The organism is Streptomyces sp. NBRC 110028 (assembly GCF_001417735.1).
GTDB lineage: Bacteria > Actinomycetota > Actinomycetes > Streptomycetales > Streptomycetaceae > Streptomyces.
The window spans coordinates 683,170-707,400 of sequence record NZ_BBUZ01000022.1 but is presented as its reverse complement, the minus strand read 5'-3'; the positions used below and the strand labels follow the sequence as shown (position 1 = coordinate 707,400).

Annotated in this window: 22 protein-coding genes; 6 read left to right on the top strand and 16 right to left on the bottom strand. The window is 72.7% G+C overall.

Translation table 11 applies throughout. The features are described 5' to 3' along the window. Positions 1–78 precede the first annotated feature (78 nt). The 4 genes from hpt to dacB form a co-directional block, all read right to left on the bottom strand. Complete coding sequence (hpt, locus tag ASC60_RS03320; protein WP_055547184.1) at positions 79–618, bottom strand: hypoxanthine phosphoribosyltransferase; 540 nt, start codon at positions 616–618, stop codon at positions 79–81. Between the two features lie 62 nt (positions 619–680). Further along, positions 681–1,802, bottom strand: coding sequence for a tRNA lysidine(34) synthetase TilS (tilS, locus tag ASC60_RS03315; RefSeq protein WP_055546429.1), 1,122 nt, complete (start codon positions 1,800–1,802; stop codon positions 681–683). 200 nt (positions 1,803–2,002) lie between these two features. Then, a complete protein-coding gene (locus tag ASC60_RS03310) occupies positions 2,003–3,142 on the bottom strand; it encodes a zinc-dependent metalloprotease (RefSeq protein ID WP_055546427.1) in 1,140 nt (379 codons plus the stop codon). A gap of 106 nt (positions 3,143–3,248) precedes the next feature. Beyond that, the gene (gene dacB, locus ASC60_RS03305) at positions 3,249–4,943 is read right to left on the bottom strand and encodes a D-alanyl-D-alanine carboxypeptidase/D-alanyl-D-alanine-endopeptidase (protein ID WP_370592864.1); all 1,695 of its coding nucleotides are present in this window, start codon (positions 4,941–4,943) and stop codon (positions 3,249–3,251) included. Between the two features lie 86 nt (positions 4,944–5,029). Between dacB and ASC60_RS03300 the strand changes: the two genes are divergently transcribed. After that, positions 5,030–5,521, top strand: a complete 492-nt coding sequence (locus ASC60_RS03300; protein ID WP_009716864.1) for an inorganic diphosphatase — start codon at positions 5,030–5,032, stop codon at positions 5,519–5,521. A 76-nt stretch (positions 5,522–5,597) separates the two neighbouring features. On the opposite strand, the gene ASC60_RS03295 is transcribed toward ASC60_RS03300, so the two are convergent. From ASC60_RS03295 to ASC60_RS03285, 3 genes are all read right to left on the bottom strand, one after another. Next, positions 5,598–7,346, bottom strand: coding sequence for a threonine/serine exporter ThrE family protein (locus tag ASC60_RS03295; protein ID WP_370592863.1), 1,749 nt, complete (start codon positions 7,344–7,346; stop codon positions 5,598–5,600). 159 nt (positions 7,347–7,505) lie between these two features. After that, a complete protein-coding gene (locus ASC60_RS03290; RefSeq protein WP_055546423.1) occupies positions 7,506–8,201 on the bottom strand; it encodes a DedA family protein in 696 nt (231 codons plus the stop codon). A gap of 179 nt (positions 8,202–8,380) precedes the next feature. After that, positions 8,381–9,136 carry a MerR family transcriptional regulator gene (locus ASC60_RS03285; protein WP_055546421.1) on the bottom strand — a complete coding sequence of 252 codons (756 nt, stop codon included), beginning with the start codon at positions 9,134–9,136 and terminating at the stop codon, positions 8,381–8,383. Positions 9,137–9,261: 125 nt separating this feature from the next. Between ASC60_RS03285 and leuE the strand changes: the two genes are divergently transcribed. Both leuE and ASC60_RS03275 read left to right on the top strand, forming a co-directional pair. Next, positions 9,262–9,978 (top strand): leucine efflux protein LeuE, encoded by a 717-nt coding sequence (gene leuE, locus ASC60_RS03280; RefSeq protein WP_055546419.1) that lies wholly within the window; start codon positions 9,262–9,264, stop codon positions 9,976–9,978. Positions 9,979–10,053: 75 nt separating this feature from the next. Then, positions 10,054–11,466 carry a glutamate decarboxylase gene (locus tag ASC60_RS03275; RefSeq protein ID WP_055547181.1) on the top strand — a complete coding sequence of 471 codons (1,413 nt, stop codon included), beginning with the start codon at positions 10,054–10,056 and terminating at the stop codon, positions 11,464–11,466. 16 nt (positions 11,467–11,482) lie between these two features. Here ASC60_RS03275 and ASC60_RS03270 read toward each other — a convergent pair whose 3' ends face one another. The 7 genes from ASC60_RS03270 to ASC60_RS03240 all read right to left on the bottom strand — a co-directional run bounded on the left by ASC60_RS03270 (position 11,483) and on the right by ASC60_RS03240 (position 18,694). Further along, positions 11,483–12,934: a hypothetical protein gene (locus tag ASC60_RS03270; RefSeq protein WP_055546417.1), complete on the bottom strand. Its 1,452-nt coding sequence runs from the start codon at positions 12,932–12,934 to the stop codon at positions 11,483–11,485. Between the two features lie 66 nt (positions 12,935–13,000). Further along, positions 13,001–13,786 carry an ABC transporter permease gene (locus ASC60_RS03265; RefSeq protein WP_055546415.1) on the bottom strand — a complete coding sequence of 262 codons (786 nt, stop codon included), beginning with the start codon at positions 13,784–13,786 and terminating at the stop codon, positions 13,001–13,003. After that, positions 13,783–14,769, bottom strand: a complete 987-nt coding sequence (locus ASC60_RS03260; protein ID WP_055546413.1) for an ATP-binding cassette domain-containing protein — start codon at positions 14,767–14,769, stop codon at positions 13,783–13,785. Before ASC60_RS03260 ends, ASC60_RS03265 begins: the two co-directional genes overlap by 4 nt. 96 nt (positions 14,770–14,865) lie before the next feature. After that, positions 14,866–15,495, bottom strand: coding sequence for a PadR family transcriptional regulator (locus tag ASC60_RS03255; RefSeq protein WP_055546411.1), 630 nt, complete (start codon positions 15,493–15,495; stop codon positions 14,866–14,868). A gap of 58 nt (positions 15,496–15,553) precedes the next feature. Beyond that, positions 15,554–16,126 carry a DinB family protein gene (locus tag ASC60_RS03250; protein ID WP_055546409.1) on the bottom strand — a complete coding sequence of 191 codons (573 nt, stop codon included), beginning with the start codon at positions 16,124–16,126 and terminating at the stop codon, positions 15,554–15,556. A 156-nt stretch (positions 16,127–16,282) separates the two neighbouring features. Next, positions 16,283–17,740: an aldehyde dehydrogenase family protein gene (locus ASC60_RS03245; RefSeq protein WP_055546406.1), complete on the bottom strand. Its 1,458-nt coding sequence runs from the start codon at positions 17,738–17,740 to the stop codon at positions 16,283–16,285. 90 nt (positions 17,741–17,830) lie between these two features. After that, entirely contained in the window at positions 17,831–18,694 is an 864-nt protein-coding gene (locus ASC60_RS03240) for a helix-turn-helix transcriptional regulator (RefSeq protein ID WP_055546404.1), read from the bottom strand. Positions 18,695–19,002: 308 nt separating this feature from the next. Between ASC60_RS03240 and ASC60_RS03235 the strand changes: the two genes are divergently transcribed. Next, positions 19,003–19,506, top strand: a complete 504-nt coding sequence (locus tag ASC60_RS03235; RefSeq protein ID WP_055546402.1) for an ATP-binding protein — start codon at positions 19,003–19,005, stop codon at positions 19,504–19,506. A gap of 19 nt (positions 19,507–19,525) precedes the next feature. On the opposite strand, the gene ASC60_RS03230 is transcribed toward ASC60_RS03235, so the two are convergent. Next, entirely contained in the window at positions 19,526–20,677 is a 1,152-nt protein-coding gene (locus ASC60_RS03230) for a site-2 protease family protein (RefSeq protein ID WP_055546400.1), read from the bottom strand. Positions 20,678–20,732: 55 nt separating this feature from the next. Further along, complete coding sequence (locus ASC60_RS03225) at positions 20,733–20,966, bottom strand: DUF397 domain-containing protein (protein WP_055547179.1); 234 nt, start codon at positions 20,964–20,966, stop codon at positions 20,733–20,735. Between the two features lie 381 nt (positions 20,967–21,347). Here ASC60_RS03225 and ASC60_RS03220 point away from each other — a divergent pair, with 381 nt between their 5' ends. Both ASC60_RS03220 and ASC60_RS03215 read left to right on the top strand, forming a co-directional pair. Then, positions 21,348–23,129, top strand: a complete 1,782-nt coding sequence (locus ASC60_RS03220; protein ID WP_079038124.1) for a bifunctional 3'-5' exonuclease/DNA polymerase — start codon at positions 21,348–21,350, stop codon at positions 23,127–23,129. Beyond that, the gene (locus ASC60_RS03215) at positions 23,126–24,154 is read left to right on the top strand and encodes a rod shape-determining protein (protein WP_055546398.1); all 1,029 of its coding nucleotides are present in this window, start codon (positions 23,126–23,128) and stop codon (positions 24,152–24,154) included. The genes ASC60_RS03220 and ASC60_RS03215 overlap by 4 nt, the downstream gene beginning before the upstream one ends. Positions 24,155–24,231: the final 77 nt, after the last annotated feature.

Genomic DNA, 24,231 nt, shown 5'->3' with positions numbered 1-24,231 from the left:
GTGGAGTGTTAACACATCCGCCTTCCCCTGCTCCAACGGCGGAAAACCGCGCCAGGTTCCCAGGGGAAGGCGGTGCTCTCAGCCGCCGTAGACGTGCGGGGCCAGGGTCCCGACAAACCGCAGGTTGCGGTACTTCTCCGAGTAGTCGAGGCCGTATCCGACGACGAACTCGTTCGGGATGTCGAAGCCGACCCACTTCACGTCGATGGCGACCTTGGCCGCCTCCGGCTTGCGCAGCAGCGTGCACACGTTCAGCGAGGCGGGCTCGCGCGACCCCAGGTTCGACAGCAGCCAGGACAGCGTCAGACCGGAGTCGATGATGTCCTCGACGATCAGGACGTGCTTGCCCTTGATGTCGGTGTCCAGGTCCTTGAGGATCCGCACCACGCCCGAGGACTGGGTGCCCGCGCCGTACGACGACACGGCCATCCAGTCCATGGTGACCGGCGTGGACAGGGCCCGCGCCAGGTCCGCCATCACCATCACCGCGCCCTTGAGGACGCCGACGATGAGCAGGTCCTTGCCCTCGTACTCGGCGTCGATGCGGGCGGCCAGCTCGGCCAGCTTCGCGTTGATCTCTTCCTCGGTGATGAGGACCGACTTGAGGTCGGTGCCCATGTCCTTGTCGTCCACCCGCGCCACTCTCGTTCGACGTAACCGGCTCATCTGGCTCGGGCGGATCAGCCCTGCCGGATCACCAGTCTGCCACCCTCCCGGCGGACCTCGACGCGGCCGGGGAGGTTGATGGCCCGCTGGCCCCGCCAGCCGGTGATCAGCCGGTCGACTTCCTCGATGTGGCGGGCGAAGAGCGAACCGGCGGGCGCGCCCGCGGCGATGGCGGCGCGGCGCAGCACCCGGCGGCGGACGGCGGGGGGCAGCCCGTGCAGGCCGACGGTGTCCAGCTCGACCGCGTCGGGGCCGCCGGGCCCGTCCCCGGGGGCGGGGGCCGGGGTGGTGCGCAGGATGTCGGCCTCGGCGCGGACGGCCCAGGCGTCGAGGGCGTCGGCGTCGTCGCGGGAGAGCTGGGCGGTGCGGGCGAGGGCCTCGACGACGCCCTTGCCGAGCGCCTTCTCCAGGACGGGCAGCGCCTCGTGGCGGACCCGGGAGCGGGTGTAGGCCGGGTCCACGTTGTGCGGGTCGTCCCAGACGGGCAGCGACTGGGCCAGGCATGCCTCGCGGACGGTGTGCCGGTCGAGCTGGAGGAAGGGGCGGCGGTAGCGGCCGCCGGTGCCGGAGACGCGGGCCATGCCGGACAGCGAGCGGGTGCCGGAGCCGCGGGCGAGGCCCAGCAGAACCGTCTCGGCCTGGTCGTCGCGGGTGTGGCCGAGCAGTACGGCGGCGGCGTGGTGGCGCTCGGCGGCGCAGTCGAGGGCGGCGTAGCGGGCGTCCCGGGCGGCGGCCTCGGGGCCGCCGTCCCGGCCGACGGACACGGCGATGGACTCGACGGGGGCCAGGCCCAGCTCGCGCATCCGCTCGGTGACCTCGGCGGCGCGCAGATCGGAGCCCGGCTGCAGGCCGTGGTCGACGGTGACGCCGCCGGCGCGCAGGCCGAGCCGGGGGGCCTCGAAGGCGAGCGCGGAGGCGAGGGCCATGGAGTCGGCCCCGCCGGAGCAGGCGGCGAGCACGAGGGGGCGGCCCTCGCGGGGGGCGGAGCCGCGGGGGGCGGGCGCCTGGGCCGGGGAGGGCGGGGCGGCCGGGGGATGCTGTGCGGATGCGGAGGTGGCCGGGGAGTCGACGAGGACGTCGTGGAGGACGCGGCGGACCGCCAGGCGTATCGCGGCGACCGCTGGATGGGGACCCATGTCCGTTTCCCATCTGTCATGCGAGGGGGTGCCTCGGGGGCGTACGAGAAATGTCGTCACGCGGGGGAATTCGTCACGCTGTGTATGTCGATGGTGACAGAAGCGAGCTGTTCCCCGAGCATCGCACGCCTACCCGTCGCGAACGGTCCCTCGGACGAGTGATTAACGGGAGCATTCATCCGTTCCCGAGTGAGCCGGTCCTACGACTCCGCCTTACGGTGCACCCGCGCGACCCACTCCGCGGGTTTGCCGATCTCCGACTTGGTCGGGAGCGTGTTCGGGGAGGTCCAGACCCGGTTGAAACCGTCCATGCCGACCTGGTCCACCACGGCCCGTACGAACCGCTCACCGTCACGGTACTGCCGCAGCTTGGCGTCGAGCCCCAGCAGTTTGCGCAGCGCCTGGTCGAGGCGGCCGGCGCCGCTGGCCCGCCGCTTCTGGAACTTCTCGCGGATCTCGGCCACGCTCGGCACGACGTCCGGCCCGACCCCGTCCATCACGTAGTCCGCGTGCCCCTCGAGCAGTGACATCACGGCGGTCAGCCGGGCCAGGATCTCGCGCTGGGCCGGGGTCTGGACCAGCTCGATGATGCCGGCCGCGCCGCCGCGCCCCGCGGTCTCCTCGCCGTCCGGCCGCCCGCCGCCCAGCGACTGGACGGCCTCCCGGATCCGCTCCAGCAGGGTGGCCGGATCCACGTCGGTCTCGCCCAGGAACGCCTGGATCTCGGACTCGATGTGGTCGCGCAGCCAGGGCACCGCGGTGAACTGGGTCCGGTGCGTCTCCTCGTGCAGCGAGACCCACAGCCGGAAGTCGTGCGGGGCCACGTCCAGCTCGCGCTCCACGTGGACGATGTTGGGGGCCACCAGCAGCAGCCGGCCGCCGCCCGGGGCCCCGGCGGGCAGGTCGCGGGTGGCGGGCGCGAACGTCTCGTACTGGCCGAGCACCCGGGAGGCCAGGAACGACAGCAGCATCCCCAGCTCGACCCCGGTCACCTTGCCGCCGACCGCGCCCAGCACCGCCCCACCGGGCAGCCCGCCGCGCCGGTCCTGCATCTTGCCCAGCAGCGGCGACAGGATCTGGCGGAAACCCGCGACGTTGGCCCGGATCCAGCCCGCGCGGTCCACGACGAGGACGGGAGTGTCGGACGCCGGGCCGCCGGGGACGGCCATCCGGGTGAAGCCGCGTACGTGCTCCTCCGACGATTTCGCGTGCCTGCGCAACTCCGCGACGACGGCGCGCGCCTCGTCCCGGCTCACTTCGGGGCCCGGACGCACCAGCCGGGTCGCGGTCGCGACGGCCAGGTTCCAGTCGACCATCTCCACACCACCGATGCTCGTCATGGCTTCACGGTACGTGGCCCGCGCCCCATCCGGGAGGAGACGGCTCCCCCGCACACCCGGCCGCCCCCGCCCGACCGGGCGACGCGTCACCCACGTCGCCCCCGACTCACCGGCATCCGCAGTTGGCGAGCGCCGAGGCCATCGTGTCCAAGGCGCGCTGGGCGCTTGCGGCGTCGGTGGTGCCGTTGGTCATGAACGCGAACACCAGCAGCCGGCCGTCGGCGTCGACGACGCTGCCCGCCAGGGTGTTGACCCCGGTCAGGGTGCCGGTCTTGGCGCGCACCACGCCGCGGCCGACGGTGTCCGCGCCGTAGCGGGTGCGCAGGGTGCCGCTGAATCCGGCCACCGGCAGCCCGGTGAGCAGCGGCCGCAGCTCGGGGTGGCCGATGTCCGCGGCCCGCACCAGCACCTGGGCGAGCAGCGCGGCGGAGACGTGGTCGTCGCGGTTCAGCCCGCTGCCGTCCGCGATGCGGGCGCCGGAGACCGGCAGCCGGAGCTTCTGCAGCCGGGCGGTGACGGCCTTCGCCGCGCCGGCGAAGCTCGCGGGCTCACCGGAGGCGACGGCGGTCTGCCGGGCCAGGGCCTCGGCGATGTCGTTGTCGCTGTTGGTCAGCATCCGCTCCACGAGCGCGAACAGCGGCCGGGAGCGGACGGTGGCCAGCGGCCGGGCGTGTTTTCCGGCCTCCGTGGCCCGCGGCTGCCCGGTCACCTCGACGCCGCGCTCGCGCAGCATCGAGGCGAACGCTCCGGCCGCGTCGGCGGCCGGGTCCTCGGAGCGCGCGGCCGGGCCGTGGTCGCTGTCGTCCAGGCGGCCCTCGTCGGCCATCAGCGGGGTGACGGGCGAGATGTTCTCGTTGGGGCCGATGGGGTGCAGCCCGGGCCCGGAGTACAGCGAGGTGTCGTACCCGAGCCGGACGGACGTCGTGCCGCGCTTCTTCAGCGCCCGGGCGGTGCCGTCGGCCAGGGCGCGCAGCGAGGCGGGGCTGTCCGCGCCCTTGGCGGCGCGGGCGGTGAGGGTCGGGTCGCCGCCGCCGACCAGCACGATGCCGCCGTCGCCTCCCTGGACGACGGTGGTCTTGATCCGGTGGTCGGGGCCGAGGGCGGACAGCGCGGCGGCGCCGGTCGCCAGCTTGATGGTCGACGCGGGCACCACGGCGCCCTTCGCGCCGGTCCCGAACACCTGCCGGCCCGTCGTCACGTCCACCACGGACGCCGCGCGCTCGTCGCCCAGCGCCGGATCGTCCAGCAGCGGTTCCAGGGCGTCGGCGAGCCCGCCGCCGGTGGGCGGCGGGACCGCGTCCTCGCCGCTGTCCGGCGACGGTACGGCGCCGGGCGCGCCGAGGGCGGCCAGCACGGGCGCCGCGCTGGGGGCGCGGCCCCCGGGGTGGCGCTCGCCGCCCGCGCCCGGCCCCCGGGCGGCGCGGGCGCGTTCGGCGTCACGCTGACCGGCGTCCCAGGGCCCGGCGGCGAGCACCGATCCGGCCGCGACGGCGAGGCCGACCGTGCCGGAGACGGCCACCAGCCGCCAGGTCGCGCGCTGTTGGGCCGGGGTGCGCTGCCAGCGCGTCCGCGTCCGGCTGTGCCGCCAGCGCGTGCGGAGGCGTTCGTGGAGCGGTTCGCGGACCGGGGCGTTCCACCACCGTTCGCGAAGCTCTTCGATGGCCCGGCCGGGGAGCCACCGCCCGCGGGCCCCGCCGTACCGCCGGCGTTCTCGGAGCCGGGCGCGGCGCCACTGGTCCCGCACGAGGGTCCGCCCGCGCGCGAGCAACTCCCTGAACTGCCGTGATCTGGCTTCAGGCACGACGGACCAGCCCCTTTCGCCACCACACACCTGCGTGGGGGACACTTAATCACCAGACGTATGTGTTGATCATGGAGGAGCCACCCGTGGAGTTCGACGTCACCATCGAGATCCCGAAGGGTTCGCGGAACAAGTACGAGGTGGACCACGAGACGGGGCGCATCCGTCTCGACCGTCGACTCTTCACTTCGACCAGCTACCCGGCGGATTACGGCTTTGTCGAGAACACCCTCGGCGAGGATGGCGACCCGCTGGACGCCCTGGTCATTCTCGACGAGCCGACGTTCCCCGGCTGCCTGATCAAGTGCCGTGCCATCGGCATGTTCAGGATGACCGATGAGGCGGGCGGCGACGACAAGCTGCTGTGCGTGCCCGCGTCGGACCCGCGGGTCGAGCACCTGCGTGACATCCACCACGTGTCCGAGTTCGACCGCCTGGAGATCCAGCACTTCTTCGAGGTCTACAAGGACCTGGAGCCCGGCAAGTCGGTCGAGGGGGCCAACTGGGTGGGACGCGCCGAGGCCGAGGCCGAGGTCGAGGCGTCCATCAAGCGCCTGGAGGCGTCCGGCGGCCACTGAGCCCCGACACCTGAACGGGCCGGTCCTCGGACCGGCCCGTTCACGTTTTGCGCAGGTCAGAGCAGACAGGCGCAGATCAGAAGCCGCGGGTGCGCTTGGCCGCGCGACGCCCCGAGGGGTCGTCCGCGCCACCCGGGACCTTGAGGAACAACCGGGCCGCCTCGCCACCCAGGTTCACCCCGATGGCGATCGCCAGGGCCAGTGCCGCCGCCTGGGTGAGATGGGGGATGCCGCGGTCCAGATTTCCCTGCGCGAGGGCGAGCAGTCCGAAGTACGTCGCGCTACCGGGCAGCAGCGGTCCGATCGCCGCCGTGACGTACGGCAGGGCGGACGCGTAGCGGTAGCGGGAGAGCAGCTGGCCGAAGAGGCCGACCAGCCCGGCGGCCACGGTCGTGGCGGCCACGGGCGGCACCTGGGCGGTGTCCGCGAGGGAGCCGTAGACCACCCAGGCGACCCCGCCGTTGAGCGTGGCGAACAGCACGGTGTGACGTTCCTGCTGGAGCAGGATGCAGAACGTCAGCGCCAGCAGCATCGCCGCCAGGGTCTGGGTGACCGGCCGCACGTCGTGGCCCAGCGCCGCCTCCGGGTTCAGCTTGGCGTCCAGCTGGAGCCCCCCGTACAGCACGGTGAGCACGCCGCAGACGATGCCGACGATCAGGTAGCCGACCTCCAGCAGCCGGGCGGCGGCGGTGATGTAATAACCGGTCAGCCCGTCCTGGACGCTCGCCACCAGGGCCCGCCCGGGGATCAGCGCGAACAGCCCACCGGTGATCACCGCGGACGACTGGAGTCCCGCGCCCAGGAGGCTGAGCGCGACCCCCATCGCCGCGGGCGGCATCGCCGCGACCACGAACTGGTAGAACTCCGGCAGCCCGCGCCCGGACGCCAGCCACGCCAGCCGGTCGCCGAGCATCGCGCCGATCGCCGCCGCGAAGAACACCGGCCACGCGCCGCCGACCAGCATGCTCGCCGCGCCGGCCAGCCCGCCGGCGGCCACGGTGAGCGCCCAGCCGGGGTACGGGTGGCGGTTACGGCGGATCTCGGCGAGCCGCCGGTACGCCTCCTCCAGGGTGAAGTCGTCCTGCGTGGTGATGTCGTCGACGAGCCGGAAGACGGCGGCCAGCCGGGTGTAGTCGGTGCCCCGGCGGCGCACCGTACGGCTGGCGGTGACCGGGTCCTCGACCAGCGAGGGCTGGTAGCTGACCGACAGCAGGGTGAAGGTCACCGTGGGCTCGCAGCGGTCGAGCCCGTACGCGTGCGCCACGCCGAGCATCGCCGCCTCGACGTCCTCGGCCCCCTCGCCGCCCGCGAGGAGCAGCTCGGCGATGCGGAGGGTGAGATCGAGCACACGGGGCACGGCGGGGCCCGTGTCGTCCGGCGGATCGGCGCGCTCGGGCGTCGGGCGCTCGCTGATCGGCATGCGCAGCATCGTGCGCATCCGGTCCTGCCAGGGCGCGTCCTTGGTCAGCCGGACCATGGGTATGCCGTTCGGCGGCGTGAAGGCGAAGCCGCCGGTGGTCTGGTTGGACGTGGTGACCCCGGGGGGCGCCACGAAGGCCGAGCCCTCGGGCTCGGCCGCGGTCGGCTCGGTGACCAGCCCCTCGGGGATGGCGAACTCCGAGGTCGGGTGCTCGCCATCGGGCGAGGGCGGCCTCGGTACGCCCTGGGGTGGTGTGAAGGCACTGCGCGCCTCATCGGACTGCGGCTTGCGGTTCTCCGCCGTGTCCGCGTTCTGCGTGCCGGCGCCACGCTGCACGTACTGTCGCTCCGTCCCCACTCCGCCTCGCTCCTCGACCGCCTCCCCGTGCACTGTGTCAGCAGCCACGATGCAACATCGGCGGCCGCCGAAGCCCATTGTGCGGGGAGGCGGCCGCCGAGCGGGAGTGGGGGCAGCGTGCGCGACGGGTGTGTAGTGGAGTGACCCCTGTGAAGTGAGAGTGAAGATTTCGCGGTAGGGGCGGCCGGCGCTCGGCGTGCCGCCCGGTCAGCGCTTGGCGTGGCGGCCGCGCGGGCCCTGCTGGTCGGCCACCGGCCCGGCCGGCGCCTCGGCGGCCTCCTTCTTGGCCTTGCTCCGGGCCCGCAGGAACTCGATCGCGATCGGGATGACGGACAGCAGGACGATGCCGACCAGGATCAGCTCGATGTGCTTGTGGACGAAGTCGACCTTGCCGAGCGCCGCGCCCAGCAGGGTGACGCCCGTGCCCCACAGCACACCGCCGACGATGTTGAAGATGATGAAGGAGCGGTAGTTCATCCGGCTCACGCCCGCGATGATCGGCGTGAACGTCCGCACGATGGGCACGAAACGGGCCAGGATCAGCGACTTCGGGCCGTGCTTCTCGAAGAACTCATGCGCCTTCTCCACGTTCTCCTGCTTGAAGAGCTTGGAGTCCGGGCGCTTGAAGAGTGCCGGGCCGACCTTCCGGCCGAAGAGATATCCGACCTGGTCACCGACGATCGCCGCGACGGCGACGGCGACGCACACCAGCCACAGCTCCTGCTTGATCACCTCGGTGGTGACCAGCAGACCGGTGGTGAACAGCAGCGAGTCACCCGGCAGGAAGAAGCCGATGAGCAGGCCGGACTCCGCGAAGACGATGGCCAGCACGCCGAGCAGCCCGAAGGTTTCGATCAGATAGTCCGGGTCAAGCCACTGAGGGCCGAGCGCGAGGGTGGTCACGGGTCACAGGCTCCTGGGTCGAGGGGTGCAGGCTCGTGCTCGTGCGAGGCCCGGCCGCAGGGTCGGGGTCGGACTGCTGCGGGGTTCATCGCTTCGCAGTGTGCCGCCCAAAGCTATCAACGCCGTGTGCGTCCCCGTGGTTCCCGCTGTCCGCCCGCCCCTCCCCCGTACGGCACCCGCTACCCGTGGCGCTCCGCGTTGGCCACGATCGCGCCCCGGAGGTAGGCGGCGAGCCCCGGCTTGGCCTTGTCGATGTTCTCGGTGAAGCGGTGATCCGTCACGTACATCTCGCCGATACAGGCGTGCAGCCGGTGGGGGCAGTCGTAGTGGTTCCGGCACATCCACTGCCGGTGTTCCTCGGCGAGGTCCATCGCCGCCCCGGACTCCGCCGCCGCGCCCGACTCCATCAGCGCGATGAAGCGGTCGTTGATCGCGTCGCCCTCGGCCTTGATCCGCTGCCAGTCCTCCTTGGTGTACGTGGCCGCCCGGCGCTGGGACTCCCGGTACGCCTCGGTGTTCCCCCAGCGCTCCTCGACCTCGTCCGCGTACTGGTCCGGGTCGCCGCCGAAGACCTCGAACTTCTCCTCGGGGGTCAGGTTGATGCCCATCTTCCGTGCCTCCATGGCGCGTTCGACAGCGGCGGCCATCTTCTCCAGCTGCTCGATCTGGCCGGTCAGCAACGTGTGCTGGCGCCGCAGGTGGGCCTGCGGGTCCGCGTCCGGGTCGTCGAGGAGGACCGCCACCTCATCGAGCGGAAAGCCGAGTTCCCGGTAGAACAGGATGCTCTGCAGCCGGTCGAGGTCGGCGTCGTCGTACCGCCGGTGCCCGGCCGCGCTGCGGGCGCCCGGACGCAGCAGCCCGATCTCGTCGTAGTGGTGCAGCGTGCGCACCGTGACGTTCGCGAGGCCCGCGACCTGTCCCACCGAGTAGCTCATGACCTGGTCCGCTCTCCCTGGTGTTCCGTACGGGCTCCACGGTGGCGCCTCACGTCGCGTGAGGCGCAAGTCCGGATGCCGAAATCCCGCGGGGCCGATCCGCACTCCCTGGCATCCTGCCGTCTGTGCTGGGGATAACCGATCTTTCGACGTATCTGGCGGGCCTTGCCCTGATCATCCTGCTGCCGGGCCCGAACTCGCTCTATGTGGTGTCCGTCGCCGCGCGCCGCGGCCCCCGGACCGCCTACCGGGCGGCGGCCGGGGTGCTGTGCGGGGACGCGGTGCTGATGGCGCTGTCCGCGGGCGGCGTGGCGTCGCTGCTCCAGGCGAGCCCGGCGCTCTTCGCGGTGGTGAAGTTCGCCGGCGCGGGCTATCTGACCTGGCTCGCTGTGGGCATGCTGCGCGGGGCGCGGAGGCTGTGGCGCGAGGGGCCGGGCGCGGCGCGGGCCGCGGCGGAGGCCGCGACCCCCGAGGCGGCCGCGCCCTCCGGGACGGCCGCCTCCTCCGGCGAGGGCGGGAACGGCGCGGGCGCGGCGGTCGAGCGGCCGTACCGCCGGGCGCTGGTGGTGAGCCTGCTGAACCCGAAGGCGATCCTGTTCTTCATCTCCTTCTTCGTGCAGTTCGTGGATCCGGAGTACGCCCATCCGGCGCTGTCCTTCGTGGCGCTGGGCGCCTGGGCGGAGCTGTTCAGCATCACCTATCTGTCGTTGCTGATCTTCGGTGGCACGTATCTCGCCGCCCTCTTCCGGCGGCGCAAGCGGCTGACGGCCGGGCTGTCGGCGGGTGCGGGGGCGGCGTTCCTGGGCTTCGCGGCGAAGCTGTCGCTGAGCAGCGCGGGCTGACGGCGCGGGGTCGCCGTCAGCCCCGGGCGGCGCGGGATCCAGTGATTCGCCGCAGATGTCCGTAATTTGATGGGCATGGCACTTCACGGCGGCAGGCGCGGCACGGCAAAGCGGCCCGACATCTCGGTCAACCCCGTCTACGGCGTGGCCGACCCGGTCAGCGGCATGTCGACGAACCCCCCGCGCCGCCGCCTCCCGGACGGGCCCATGGCGCCCTCGGCCGCGTACCAGCTGGTGCACGACGAGCTGATGCTCGACGGCAACGCCCGTCAGAATCTCGCCACCTTCGTCACCACCTGGATGGAGCCACAGGCGGCGCGGCTGATGTCCGACTGCCGGGACAAGAACATGATCGACAAGGATGAGTACCCGCGCACCGCGGAGCTGGAGCGGCGCTGCGTGACCATCCTCGCCGACCTGTGGCATGCCCCCGACCCGGAGACCGTGGTGGGCTGCTCCACGACCGGGTCGAGCGAGGCGTGCATGCTCGCCGGGCTGGCCTTCAAGCGGCGCTGGGCCAAGCGGAACCCCGTGCGCTATCCGGCCACCGCCCGGCCCAATCTGGTCATGGGGATCAACACCCAGGTGTGCTGGGAGAAGTTCTGCGCGTACTGGGAGGTGGAGCCGCGGCACGTGCCCATGGAGGGCGACCGGTTCCACCTCGACCCGCGGGCCGCCGCCGAGCTGTGCGACGAGAACACCATCGGGGTCGTCGCCGTGCTCGGCTCGACCTTCGACGGATCGTACGAACCGGTCGCCGAGGTGTGCGCGGCGCTGGACGGCCTCCAGGAGCGCTCCGGTCTGGACGTACCGGTCCATGTGGACGGCGCCTCGGGCGCGATGGTGGCGCCGTTCCTCGACCCGGAGCTGATGTGGGACTTCCGGCTGCCCCGGGTCTCCTCCATCAACACCTCGGGGCACAAGTACGGCCTGGTCTACCCGGGCTTGGGCTGGGCGCTGTGGCGTACGCCGGAGTGCCTGCCCGAGGAACTGGTCTTCCGGGTCAACTACCTGGGCGGCGAGATGCCGACCTTCGCGCTCAACTTCTCCCGGCCCGGCGCCCAGGTGGCCGCCCAGTACTACACCTTCCTGCGGCTCGGCCGGGACGGCTTCCGCGCCGTCCAGCAGACCTCCCGCGACGTGGCCTGCTCGCTCTCGGCACGGATCGCGGAGCTGGGCGACTTCCGCCTGCTCACGCGCGGCGACGAGCTGCCGGTGTTCGCCTTCACGACGGCGGAGGAGATCACCGCCTTCGACGTGTACGACGTGTCGCGGCGGCTGCGCGAACACGGCTGGCTGGTGCCCGCGTACTCGTTCCCGGCCAACCGCGAGGATCTGTCGGTGCTGCGGGTGGTGTGCCGCAACGGCTTCTCGGCGGACCTGTCCGACCTCTTCCTGGACGATCTGCGCACGCTGCTGCCCGAACTGCGCGAGCAGCCGGGGCCGATGGGGCGGCCCGAGGCCGTCGCCACGGCCTTCCACCACTGAGCGTCTGCCAGGGGGGTCAGCCCGCCTGCGCGGTGGCGCGCAGCAGCTCGACCCTGCGCCGTACGGCCTCCAGGGCGCCCGGTCTGCGGCCCGGCACCCGGCCCCGCAGATCGATCAGCATCGGCGCGAGGGCATGCGCCCGGGCCGGTTCCTGGACGAACTGCCACTGGTGGTGGGCCCGGTCCACGGCTCCCTCCACCTCGGGGTGTCCGGCCGGCTCGCCGTTGCCCAGCCGGGCGTCGGCCACCGCCAGCCACAGCTCACACGCGCGGGCCGGATCCCCGGCGAGCCGGGAGAGGTCGGCGCGCACCTCCAGCCAGTGGATCGCCTCGGAGGAGCGCGGGCCCGCCGACCGAAGGGCCTCCTGCTCCCATGCGGCGGCCATCGATGCGGCCTCGCTGTGCCGTCCGGCGTGCGCGGCCTCGAAGATCGCGGCGTGCGGATCGGGGACGGACGCGGAGGCCCGGACGGGCTCGGCCCGCCGGGCCGGTATCGGCTCGGGCGCCGGGGCGCTCCCGGGGGCGGGCGGGGCGGCCAGGGGCGGCGGCCCGGGCGGGGGCGGCGCGGCGGATGGCGCCGCCCGGCCCGATACGCCCGGTGCCTGGGACTGCTGGGGACTCTGGAGCTGCTGGGGGCTCTGGGGTTGCTGGGGGCTCTGGAGCTGCTGGGGGCTCTGGGGTTGCTGGGGGCTCTGGGGTTGCTGGGTCTCGTGCGCTTCCCGCGGCTCATACGCCCCCGGGACCCCGTACGTCGCCGACGCCTCGTACGCCGCGTAGCCCTCCACCGGCGCGCCCAGCAGCAGCCCGGGCCCGGCGCCCAGCCCCGCCTCGGCGGCGGCCTGCTGGTGCAGCAGGGCGAACGGCGGGCGGTCCGCGGCGCCGCCGCGCAACAGCCCGGCCAGCGCGCGGCTGTAGGCCGGTGCCGCGAGCCGGCGCTTGGGCGGGGCCGGGGCGACCGTCCCGTAGAGCGTCAGCCCGGAGGCGAGCGTGTCGACCGGCAGCCGCCCGTCGGACAGCCGGGGCCACGCCGTCTCGTCGGCCACCAGGTCGGCGAGCACGGTCGTGCCGCCCGGCGGCCGCTGGGCCAGCTCGGTGGCCAGCCAGTGCCACGGCAGCGCGGTGTAGCGGGCGGTCCTCGGCGTCGTACGGGCCAGCGCGAAGTGCGGCAGCCGCTGCTTGTGGTCGAGGGTGAGCTGGCCCGCGAGATAGATGAGCACCGGACCCGGATGGGCGGCCGCCGTCCGCAGATGCGTCAGCACGGTCTGCGGATCGGCGGGGTCCACCAGTTGGACGACGCTGGCGCCGCCGGGCGTGCCCAGCAGCGCGGCCGGGGGCACGGCCGCGAGCTGTGGCAGCGCGGCGGCCGCGTCCATCAGCCGCTGCTTGCCCACCGGTCCGGCGGCGAGGAGCAGGGCATAGCCCGGCCCGCGTGTCCGTGCCGCCCCCGTGCCCGCCGTGTCGTTCCCCATACGTGCACCGTATCCGCATCCGGCGGCGGGTGGAGGTGTGACATGGGCGGCATCGGGGACGGCGGCTCAGCGGCTGAGCCCCCGGTAACGGCCCACGGCGAGCGGGAAGAAGACCACGAGGAGCGCCAACGGCCAGCAGACGGCCAGGAGTCCGGCGTGCTCCGCGGCCCAGGAGCCGCCGACGCCCCCGGGGCTCCCGAACAGGTCGCGGACGGCGGTGGCCGTCGCCGACATCGGGTTCCACGCCGCGATCGCGCCCAGCCAGCCGGGCATCGACTCGGGCGAGGCGAAGACGTTGGACAGGAAGCCGATCGGCCAGACCAGGATCTGCACGGCCTGGACGAGTTCGGGGCGCCCGGCGAGCAGGCCCAGCCAGATGCCGATCCACAGCATCGCGAAGCGCAGCCAGAGCAGCAGCCCGATCGCGGCCGACGCCTCGCCCGCGCCGCCGTGCCAGCGCCAGCCCATCGCGAGCCCGACCCCGATGAGGAGCAGCAGGCTCAAGCCCGACTGGAGCATGTCCAGCACGCTGCGCCCGATCAGCACCGCGGAGGAGGCCATCGGCAGGGAGCGGAAGCGGTCGATGACGCCCTTGTTGAGGTCCTGGGTGATCGCGAGCATGGTGGCTTCGAGGCCGAAGGCCATGGTGAGGGCCAGCATGCCCGGCACCAGGTAGTGCTTGTAGTCGCCGCCGCCGGGGACGGTCATCCCGCCGCCGAGGAAGTACGCGAACATCAGCAGCATCAGCACCGGGAAGACCAGGCCCACGACCACCTGCACGGGCTGCCGCGCCCAGTGGGCGAGGCCGCGGCGGGTCATGGTCCAGGAGTCGACGAGGGTCATGGCGGTCATACGGGCGTCTCCTCTTCGGCCTTCGTGTCCTTCGTCAGGTGCAGGAACACCTCGTCGAGCGTGGGGCGGCGCAGGGCGATGTCCTCCGCCTCGATTCCGGCCGCGTCCAGCGCCCGTACGGTCTCGGTGAGCGCGGCGACCCGGTCGGTGACCCGGGCGCCGATCCACCGCCGGTCGGGGTCGGTCTCGACCGACGCCGCGCGGGCGGCCGCGCCGATCAGCGAGGCGGCGGCGGTCAGCTGACCGGCGTCGCGCAGCACGATGTCGATGCGGTCGCCGCCGATGCGGGCCTTGAGCTGATCGGTCGTGCCGTCCGCGACGACCCGGCCGTGGTCGACCACGCAGACGCGGTCGGCGAGCTGGTCGGCCTCCTCCAGGTACTGGGTGGTGAGCAGGACCGTCATACCGTCGCCGACCAGGGAGCGGACCGACTGCCACACCTCGGTGCGGCCGCGCGGGTCGAGCCCGGTGGTGGGCTCGTCCAGGAAGAGCACCCGCGGCCGCACGATGAGGCTCGCGGCCAGATCCAGCCGCCGCCGCATGCCGCCGCTGTACTGTCCGACCGCCCTGTCGCCGGTGCCGTCGAGGCCGAACCGCTCCAGCAGTTCGTCCGCGCGGGCCGCCGCCCGCCGCCCGCCGAGGTGGTGGAGGCGGCCGAACAGCTCCAGGTTCTGCCGGCCGCTCAGCTCCTCGTCGACCGCGGCGTGCTGGCCGAGGAGCCCGATGCGGTGGCGGACCTCGTCGGGGTGGCGCAGCACGTCGTACCCGGCGACTTCGGCGCGGCCGCCGTCATGGCGCAGCAGGGTGGCCAGGATGCGTACGCAGGTGGTCTTGCCCGCGCCGTTGGGGCCGAGCACGGCGTGCACGGTGCCGGGCGGGACGGTCAGGTCGAGCCCGGCCAGGGCCGGTTTTCCTCCGGCCCGTTTCCCTCCGTAGGTCTTGCGCAGTCCTTCGACGACGATCGCGGGATCGCTGTCGGCCACGGTCTTCCCCTCTCGCTCGGATGAGCACCACCATTAGTCAAACTTGACTACGAGCATCCGGAAGGTACTCCCCGACCGGGGGCTAGTCAAACTTGATTACTCGTGGGACTCCTCCGCGTACGGGTTCGTCGCCCCGTCCGGCAGGACGTCCACCGAGCGCTCCCCCTCGCCCGCCATGACGTACGCCCCGCCCTCGAGCCGCTCGATCAGCCCGCGGGTCCACTCGGCGCCGCTGTCGGCCGAGTGGACCCAGAACTTCATGATCTCGCCGATGTGGCCCCACTGGTCGGGGGCGCCCTGCGGCGGCGACCAGTGCCCGGTGACCTCGGCCCGCCACGCCTCCAGCGCCGCCACCCGCTCCTTGAGCAGCGCGATGGCCTCGCCGCGCGGCAGATCGACGATGAACCCGACCCCGGCCGTCAGCTCGTCGATCTTCTGATCGTGCCGCAGCAGCGCGTCCCGCAGCAGCTTGAAGTACTCCTCCTCGCCCGCCGCGGTCAGCTCGTACTCGGTGCGCGGCGGGCCGCCGACGGTGCTCGGGGCCACGTCGTGGGCGCGCATCAGGCCCTGCTTCGCCATCTGCTTGAGCGCGTGATAGATCGATCCGGGCTTGGCGTTGGACCACTCGTGCGCGCCCCAGAACTCCAGGTCGTTACGGACCTGATAGCCGTGCGCCCGCCCGTGCTGGCGCACCGCTCCCAGCACCAGCAGCCGGATCGCTGACATGTGCCCGTCTCCCCATCTTGCCCCCGCCTGACCTGCGCTGGGGTCCAGAGTAGGGGGGTCAGCCCTCCATGAGCGACCAATCGGGCTCGGGCATCGCCCCGGTCTCGAAGACCAGATCGAACGCGCCCTTCCCGTCGATCGTCTCGCGGATGACGTCCGCGTGCCCCGCGTGCCGGGCGACCTCCTGGATCAGGTGGAGAACCAGCCAGCGCCAGGTGCGGGTGCCGCCCTCGTCCCAGGGGTAGCGGGGCGACTCGAAGGTCGCGTCGAGCGAGGGCAGCGCGCGCACGACGTCGTCGGTCGCGCGCGCCACCGCCTCATACCGCTCCAGCAGCACCGGGACCGTCTCGTCCTCCGTGGGGACGAAGCTCTTCTCGAACTCCGCCAACGCCTCGGGCGACAGCCGGGTCTCCCCCTGGCCCTGGCCCCTGCGCACCCAGCTCAGCTCGGCGGAGGTCACGTGCTTGACCAGCCCGGCCAGGGACAGCGCGCTGGCGCTGGGCGCGCTACGGGCCTGCTCCTCGGTCAGACCGTGCACGGCGCGCCGGATGCCGCCGCGCTGCGCGTCCAGGAAGGCCAGCAGCGCGGAGCGCTCGTCCTTGCCGGCTTCGGAACTCACGATGATGGGCATGGCTGCCGCCTTTCACCAGGGCGGCCGGGTCGGCCGCCGTTCGATGGACCTCACAGTAGGAAGGGTTGCGGTCAGCTTCTGTCCGCAAGTCCGCAAGTCCGCAAGTCCGCAAGTCCGCAAGCCCGTGAGCCCGTAATCCCCGTAAGCGGACCTCGATCAGAACGGGAACCGGCTGCGACCGTGCTGGATCGAGATCCACTTGGTGGTGGTGAAGTCCTCGATCATCGCTTCGCCGTTGAGCCGCCCGAGCCCCGAGTGCTTCTCGCCCCCGAACGGCACGATCGGCTCGTCGTGCACGGTGCTGTCGTTCACATGGATCATGCCGGTGTGGACGCGCTTGGCCAGGCGGACACCGCGCTCGATGTCGCCGGTGTGCACGGCGCCGCTGAGGCCGTAGTCGGTGTCGTTGGCGATCCGGATGGCCTCCTCGTCACCGTCGAACGGGATCAGCACCACGACCGGGCCGAAGACCTCCTGGGTGAGGATCGCCGCGCCCTCGGGGACGTCGCCGAGCACGCTCGGCTCCATCAGGGTGCCCTGGGCCCGCCCCCGGACCAGCGCGGTCGCGCCGTCGGCGATCGTCTGGTCGACGAGCGCGGTGATGGCCTCGGCCTGGCCCTCGTTGATCAGCGGGCCGATGTGGGTGGCCGGGTCGCCCGGGTCGCCCACCTTCAGCGACTTCACCTTCGCCACGAACTTCTCGGTGAACGCGCGCTCCACCGCCCGGTCCACCAGCACCCGGTTGGCCGCCATGCAGACCTGCCCCTGGTGGACGAAGCGGCTGAACACCGCGGCGTCCACCGCGTAGTCGAGGTCGGCGTCGTCCAGCACGATCAGCGCGCTGTTGCCGCCCAGCTCCAGGATGGAGCGCTTGAAGTGCGAGGCGGCGACGGTGGCGACATGGCGGCCGACCCGGTCGGAGCCGGTGAACGAGATGACCTTCGGGACCGGGTGCTCGATCAGGGCGTCACCGATCTCCGCGATGTCGGTGACGACCACATTGAGCAGCCCGGCCGGCAGCCCGGCCTCCTCGAAGATCTTCGCGACCAGACCGCCGCCGCATATCGGGGTGTTCTGGTGCGGTTTGAGGACGACGGAGTTGCCGAGGGCCAGCGCCGGGGCGACCGACTTCAGCGACAGCAGGAAGGGGAAGTTGAACGGGCTGATCACGCCGACGACGCCGACCGGCACCCGGTAGAGGCGGTTCTCCTTGCCGTCGTCCGGCGACGGCAGGATGCGGCCCTCGGGGCGCAGCGCCAGCTGGACCGCCTCGCGCAGGAACTCCTTGGCGAGGTGCAGTTCGAAACCCGCCTTGACGTGGGTGCCGCCGCACTCCGCGATGATCGCCTGGGTCAGCTCCTTCTCGCGCTCCTCGATGACGCTCAGCGCCCGCTCGAAGACCGCCCGCCGGGCGTACGGGCTGCGGGCCGCCCACTCCGGCTGGGCCCGCTCGGCGGCGCGGTAGGCGAGGTCGACCTCGTCGACGGTGGCCACGGTGATGGAGGCCAGCTTCTCCCCGTCGTACGGATTGAAGTCGACGATGTCCCAGGAACCGCTGCCGGTGCGCCACTCACCGCCGATGTACTGAAAGGCCAACTCGGAGAAGTAGGACATGCCATCCCTATCTGGAGGACGCGGGACCGCATCCGGACACCCGCGAACGCGTGGGGGGTATTCCTGACGACACGTCATCCTACTGATCGGTCAGACCTCGCGCAGGAGCCCCCTGAGCAGGTCACGGCTCTTCTCCGGGGACAGGCCGTCCACCCGCAGCCGCCCCAGCACCCGCTCGTACTGCGCCACTTCATCGGGTTTGTCGAGGTAGAGGGCGCTGGTGAGCTGTTCCAGATAGACGACGTCCGGGAGATCGGGCTCCGGGAACCGGAGCAGGGTGAAGGCACCGCTCTCCCCCGCGTGCCCGCCGAGGGCGAACGGCATCACCTGCAGCCTCACGTTCGGCGCGTCCGAGACGGAGATGAGGTGCTGGATCTGGGCGCGCATCACCTCCGGTCCGCCGTAGGGGCGGCGCAGCGCGGCCTCGTCGAGCACCACGTGGAACGCCGGCGCCCGCTCGGAGACCAGCAGCTTCTGCCGCTCCAGCCGCAGCGCGACCCGGCGCTCCACCTCCGCGTCGCACGCCTGCGGCTGGCCCCGGGTGACCACGGCGTGGGCGTAGCCCTCGGTCTGCAGCAGGCCGTGGATGAACTGGACCTCGTAGACCGCGATGTGCGAGGCGGCGCCCTCCAGGCCGACGTACGTCTGGAACCAGCCCGGCAGGACGTCGCCGTAACTGTGCCACCAGCCGGTGAGGTTGGCCTCGCGGGCGAGTCCGAGCAGGGCCGCGCGCTCCGCCTCCTCGGTGACCCCGTACAGGGTGAGCAGGTCCTCGATGTCGCGCGCCTTGAAGCTCACCCGGCCCAGTTCCATCCGGCTGATCTTGGATTCGGAGGCGCGGATCGAGTAGCCGGCCGCCTCGCGGGTGATGCCCCTGGCCTCGCGCAGCCGCCTGAGTTGGGAGCCCAGGAGAATGCGGCGCACCACCGATCCACTCGACTCGCTTGCGGTCATCTGTCCGTGACCCTCCCTGTACGGAATGCGCACTTCCGGCGATGGGCCCCCGCAACCCGGCAGGCCGAAGTCTGCCACTTTCCGGGCTGCGGGCTGTGCCCAAGTGGTGACCCGAGCGGAAGACCTACGCACATGCGCGTAGGGATAAAGTGCGTCAAATCCGGATGTGGTGCCTCAATTCTTCTGCGTGCACGTGCATTTGCCCTTGCATCTGCTGTCGGCATTCGAAACCATGGGTATAGCGCACGTGCAAGCTCGTACGAGATCTGGCCAGGATTCGTCAGGGCCACGGATGCAGGAGTGCTCGCATGGGGAGCGAAGGTTCGGCCCTGCTGGAACCGCTGTGGCGAGGGCTTCCCGCGATCGATCCTTCCGCCGTCTCCGGCGCCGTCTCCTGTTCGCTCCCCGCGCGCTACGACGCGGTCAAGGGGGCACGGCAGTTCACCGGGGCCACCCTGCGTCAGTGGGACCTCCCCGAGCTGCTCGACGAGGTGGCCCTCGTCGTCTCCGAACTGGTCACCAACGCGCTGCGGCACGCGGTCGCCGCAGTGATGCCGGGCGGCCCGCCCGGCGACGGACACGAACCACCCCTGGTGCGGCTCCACCTGATGTACTCCGCCTCACGACTGGTGTGCGCCGTACGCGACCCCAGCGAAGCGGGGCCGGTCACCGGGGAGGCCGGGGACTGCGCGGAGTCCGGGCGGGGGCTGTACCTGGTGGAGTCCTGCACCGACGGCTGGGGCTGGCATCCGCTGGCCGGAACGCTGCCCGGCAAGATCGTCTGGGCCCTCTTCCGCCTGCCCCGCGCCTAGGGCCCATCCAGCGTGCCGCTCAATGGGGCGTGGTCTCCGGCGGCGCCGTCGTGATGCCCAGCGTGTGCAGCTGGAACAGGCGCCCCACATCGTGGGAGGTGACGATCCCCTCCAGATGTCCGTCGTCCACCACCAGCACCGGCATCCCCCCGGCCCCCGGCCGGGCCCGCTCCAGCACCTCGCTCAGCAGCTCGTCCGACACCGCGACCGTGCACCGCTCCAGCGGCGTCGCCACCTCGCGCACCCGCCGGTCCTCCCGCATCCCGGCCGGCACCGCGGCCAGCGCGCGCAGCTCCACCACACCACTGGGCCGGCCCTCGAAGTCCAGCAGCGGCAGCACCGAATGGCGTGAGTGCGCCGCCACCTCGTCGATGAACCGCCCCACCGGTAGCCAGTCGGCGCCCGTCGCGACCGGGGACGACATCGCGTCGCCCACCCGCACCCCGCGCAGCGCCGTGTTGATCCCGGCCCGCCGCCGCTCCGCGTTGGCGATCACCAGCATGAACAGCCCGACGAGCGCGATCCACAGCCCGCCGCCTTGCCCGCGCACGAACGAGAACCAGCCGACCGCGACGAGCAGGATCCCGAAGATCTGGCCGCTGCGCCCGGCCGCCCGCTCGGCCCGTTCCCGGTCGCCCGTACGCCACCACAGCAGCGCCTGCACCACCCGGCCGCCGTCCAGCGGGGCGGCGGGCAGCAGGTTGAACACCCCCAGCAGCAGATTGGCCCAGCCCAGCCAGATCAGCAGCGCCGCGGGCAGCCCCCACCCGGCGAGCGCGTTGACCCCGACCCCGGCGCCCACGGCGACGCCTCCGATGACCAGGCTGGTGAGCGGGCCGCTGACCGCGACGAGCAGGGCGATCCCGGCGGTGCGCGGCCGCCCCATCTGGGTCACGCCGCCGAGGGCCCACAGCGTGACGTCCTCGACGGAGACGCCCTTGCCGCGCGCGGTGACCGCGTGTGCGGCCTCATGCAGCAGCAGGCTCCCCATCAGCAGCAGCGCCCCGATCACGCTGGCGACGGCGTACACGAGTCCGGTCCGGCCGGGCGTCCAGGCGGGCAGCGTCTCGCGGCCCAGCCCGTAGGCGAGCACGACGACCAGCACCGGGGCGCTCCAGTGCATCCGCAGGGGCACCCCGAGGACATGACCTATCCGGACCGAGCCGTTCATCGCTCATCGCCCGTCTCACATCAGCAGGCCCCCCACCGATCACTACCAGTGTCGCTCACACATGGCCGACCGGGTCGTGCACCAGATGATCGAATTCCCCGTCCTTGGCGCCGCGCAGCATCGCCTCGACCTCGGCCGGGGTGTAGACGAGCGCCGGTCCGTCCGGGAAGCGGGAGTTCCGTACGGCCACGTGCCCGCCGGGCAGCTTGGCGAACTCGACACAGGACCCCTGGGAATTGCTGTGCCTGCTCTTCTGCCAGACGACCCCCTGGAGGTCCGCGGCCGCCATGCCGTTGTACGGGTGGTCGCGCACAGGGTTCTCCACTGTTCGTGCATCAGTGCAATGGTCAACTGCCTCGGATCATAGCCGCGTTTCTTTACTTGTACATGGGAAAATGCATGAGCAGATGCACGTGCATCGCTGATGTGATCACTGGGGCACGGCGTCTTCTGCCCCGCGCGGCGCGCATCAGTCGTCATGATCGGTCGTCATGATCGGTCGTCATGATCGGTCGTCAGGGTCGGTCGTCATGATCGGTCGTCAGGGTCGGTCGTCAGGGTCGGTCGTCAGGGTCGGTCGTCTTGAAAGACGACGAGGACGCCCTGCGGGTTGGCCGCGCTCGCCGTTGCTCCCGGGCCGTTGTCAGACCCCCCTGGCAGACTCACGGCCATGAGGTGGGCAGCGGCGGAGACGGGCGACGGGGGTGTTCGTCTCTGCCCGCTGGACGCCTCAGGAAAGGCCGCCGGGCCGGTCGCCGAGGTCCCGGCGGCGCGAGGCGGGATCGCCGAAGCCGTGCGGTCCCGCCCGGAGGCCGACCGGTGGGTGTGGCGGTCCACCGCCGAGGTCTATCCCCGGCTGCTGGCGGCCGGGGTCCGGGTCGAGCGGTGTTACGACATCGAGGCGGCCGAGGCCCTGCTCCTCGGCCACGAGGGGCGCTCGGGCGCCCCGCGCTCCCTCGCCGCGGCCTGGGCCCGGCTGCGCGGGCTGCCCGTCCCCGAGGACCCGCCGGTGCGGGCCGCCCAGACCCAGCCGTCGCTGTTCGAGCCCGGCCCGCCGCCGCTGCCGCCCGGCACCGACCCGCTCGACGCGCTGCTGGCGGTGTACCAGGCGCAGCTGGCCCGCACCGAGGCGGCCGAGCACCCGGGCCGGATGCGGCTGCTGACCACCGCCGAATCGGCCGGGACCCTGGTCGCCGCCGAAATGCGGCGCGCCGGGGTGCCCTGGCGGGCCGACCGCCACCGGGAGCTGCTGGACGAGCTGCTCGGCGAGCGCTATCCGGGCGGTCTGGAGCCCCAGCGGCTGGCCGAGCTGGCCGACGAGGTCTCCCGCGCCTTCGGGGACGGGGTGCGGGTGCGGCCCGATCTGCCCGCCGACGTCATCCGGGCGTTCGGGCGCGCGGGCATCACGCTCACCTCCACCCGGGCGTGGGAGCTGCGGGAGATCGACCACCCCGCGGTGGAGCCGCTGCTGCGGTACAAGAAGCTCTACCGGCTGCACACCGCCCACGGCTGGTCCTGGCTCCAGTCCTGGGTGCGCGAGGGCCGCTTCCGCCCCGCCTACCTGCCCGGCGGCACCGTCTCCGGCCGCTGGACCACCCACGGCGGCGGGGCCCTCCAGATCCCGAAGGTGGTGCGGCGCGCGGTCGTCGCCGACCCTGGCTGGCGGCTGGTCGTCGCCGACGCCGACCAGATGGAGCCCCGGGTGCTCGCCGCGATCTCCCGCGACCGGGGCCTGATGGAGGTCGCGGGCACCGGCCGGGACCTGTACGCGGAGCTGTCCGACCGCGCCTTCGCCGGCCGCCGCGACCAGGCGAAGCTCGCGCTGCTCGGCGCGATCTACGGGCAGACCTCGGGCGACGGGCTCAAGCACCTCGCCGCGCTCAGGCGCCGCTTCCCGGCGGCCGTGGCGTACGTGGACGACGCGGCCCGCGCGGGCGAGGAGGGCCGCCTGGTGCGCACCTGGCTGGGCCGCACCTGCCCACCGGTCGGCGGCGCCGCCGACCCGGCCGACGAGGCGGGCCTGCCGCGCGACCTGGGCGAGGAGCCGGGCTACGGCAGCACACGGGGCGCCCGCGCCCGCGGCCGCTTCACCCGGAACTTCGTCGTCCAGGGCAGCGCCGCCGACTGGGCGGTGCTGATGCTCGCGGCGCTGCGCCGCGCCCTGGCGGCCGCCGGGCTCCGCGCCGAGCTGGTCTTCTTCCAGCACGACGAGGTGATCGTGCACTGCCCGGAGCCGGAGGTGGCTGCGGTGCGGCAGGCGATCGCGGAGGCGGGCGAAGCGGCCGGCACCATCGCCTTCGGCTCCACTCCGGTCCGTTTCCCCCTCACCGTGGCGGCGGTGGAGTGCTACGCGGACGCCAAGGACCAGCCACAGGGCGAGGGACTCGCATCGCCCGACCGGCGCACCTCCGGAGGCAGCGGCCGCGCCCCGGCGCACACCATGGCCCCATGAGCATCAGCCTTGAGCGGCTGCGTCGCTGCTCCATCGCCGTGGACCTCGGAGCGTCCAGGACCCGCGTCTACCTCAAGCGCACCGGCCTGATCGTCGACGAGCCCACCGTGGCCGCCGTCAACACCCGCACCGGCGCGGTGATCGCGGTCGGGGCGTTCGCCGAGCGCATGGCGGGCCGTACGCCCGCCCACATCAGGGTGGTGCGTCCCGTCGCCGGTGGCACCGTCGTCGACATCGCCATGGCGCAGCGCATGCTGCGGCTGCTCCTCGGCAACAAGCTGCGCCGCGCCTGGCGCCGCAAGCCGCTGCCCAGCGCCGCCGTCTGCGTCCCGCACGACGCCGATCCGCTCGCCCAGCGCGCCGCCGTGGAGACGCTGTCCGGGCTCGGCGCCCGGCGGGTCGAGCTGGTGGACACGCTGATCGCCACCGGCGTGGGCTGCGGGCTGCCCGTGGAGCGGCCCGAAGCGACGATGATCGTGGTGTGCGGCGCGGCCACCACTCAGGTCGCGGTGCTGTCGCTGGGCGCGATCGTGGCCGCCGAGCGGGTGCCGGTGGGCGGCGAGACCGTCGATCACGCCGTCGTCCAGCACCTGCGCAACGCGCACGCCCTGATGCTGCCGAGCCAGGCCGTCCGCCCGCTGCACCTGGTCCTCGGCGACACGGCGCTGGCCTCTCTCGGTACCGAGGTGCACGGCCGTGATGTGGCCACCGGGCTCGCCCGGTCCGTCACGATCGACGTCGAGGGCGTGCGCAACGCCATCCGCACCCCGCTGACCGCCGTCATCGACGCGATCAGCGCCGTACTGCGCCGCTGCCCGCCCGATCTGGTGGCCGACCTCGCCGACCGCGGCATCGTCCTGGCGGGCGGCAGCGCGGTGCTGCCCGGGCTGGACACCCTGCTGCGGGAGTCGACCGGTGTCCCGGTGAACATCGCGGACAACCCGGGCGTGTGCGCGGTGGAAGGCCTCGGCGCGATGCTGGAGGGCAAGGTCCAGCCTCATGTCCTCAGTTCGGCCATCACCTGAGACCACCGCTCACCACCTCTCCCTCCGGGCAACTCCAGGAACTGATCGGAACTTTCTTCCCGACGCGTTGAGTGGCC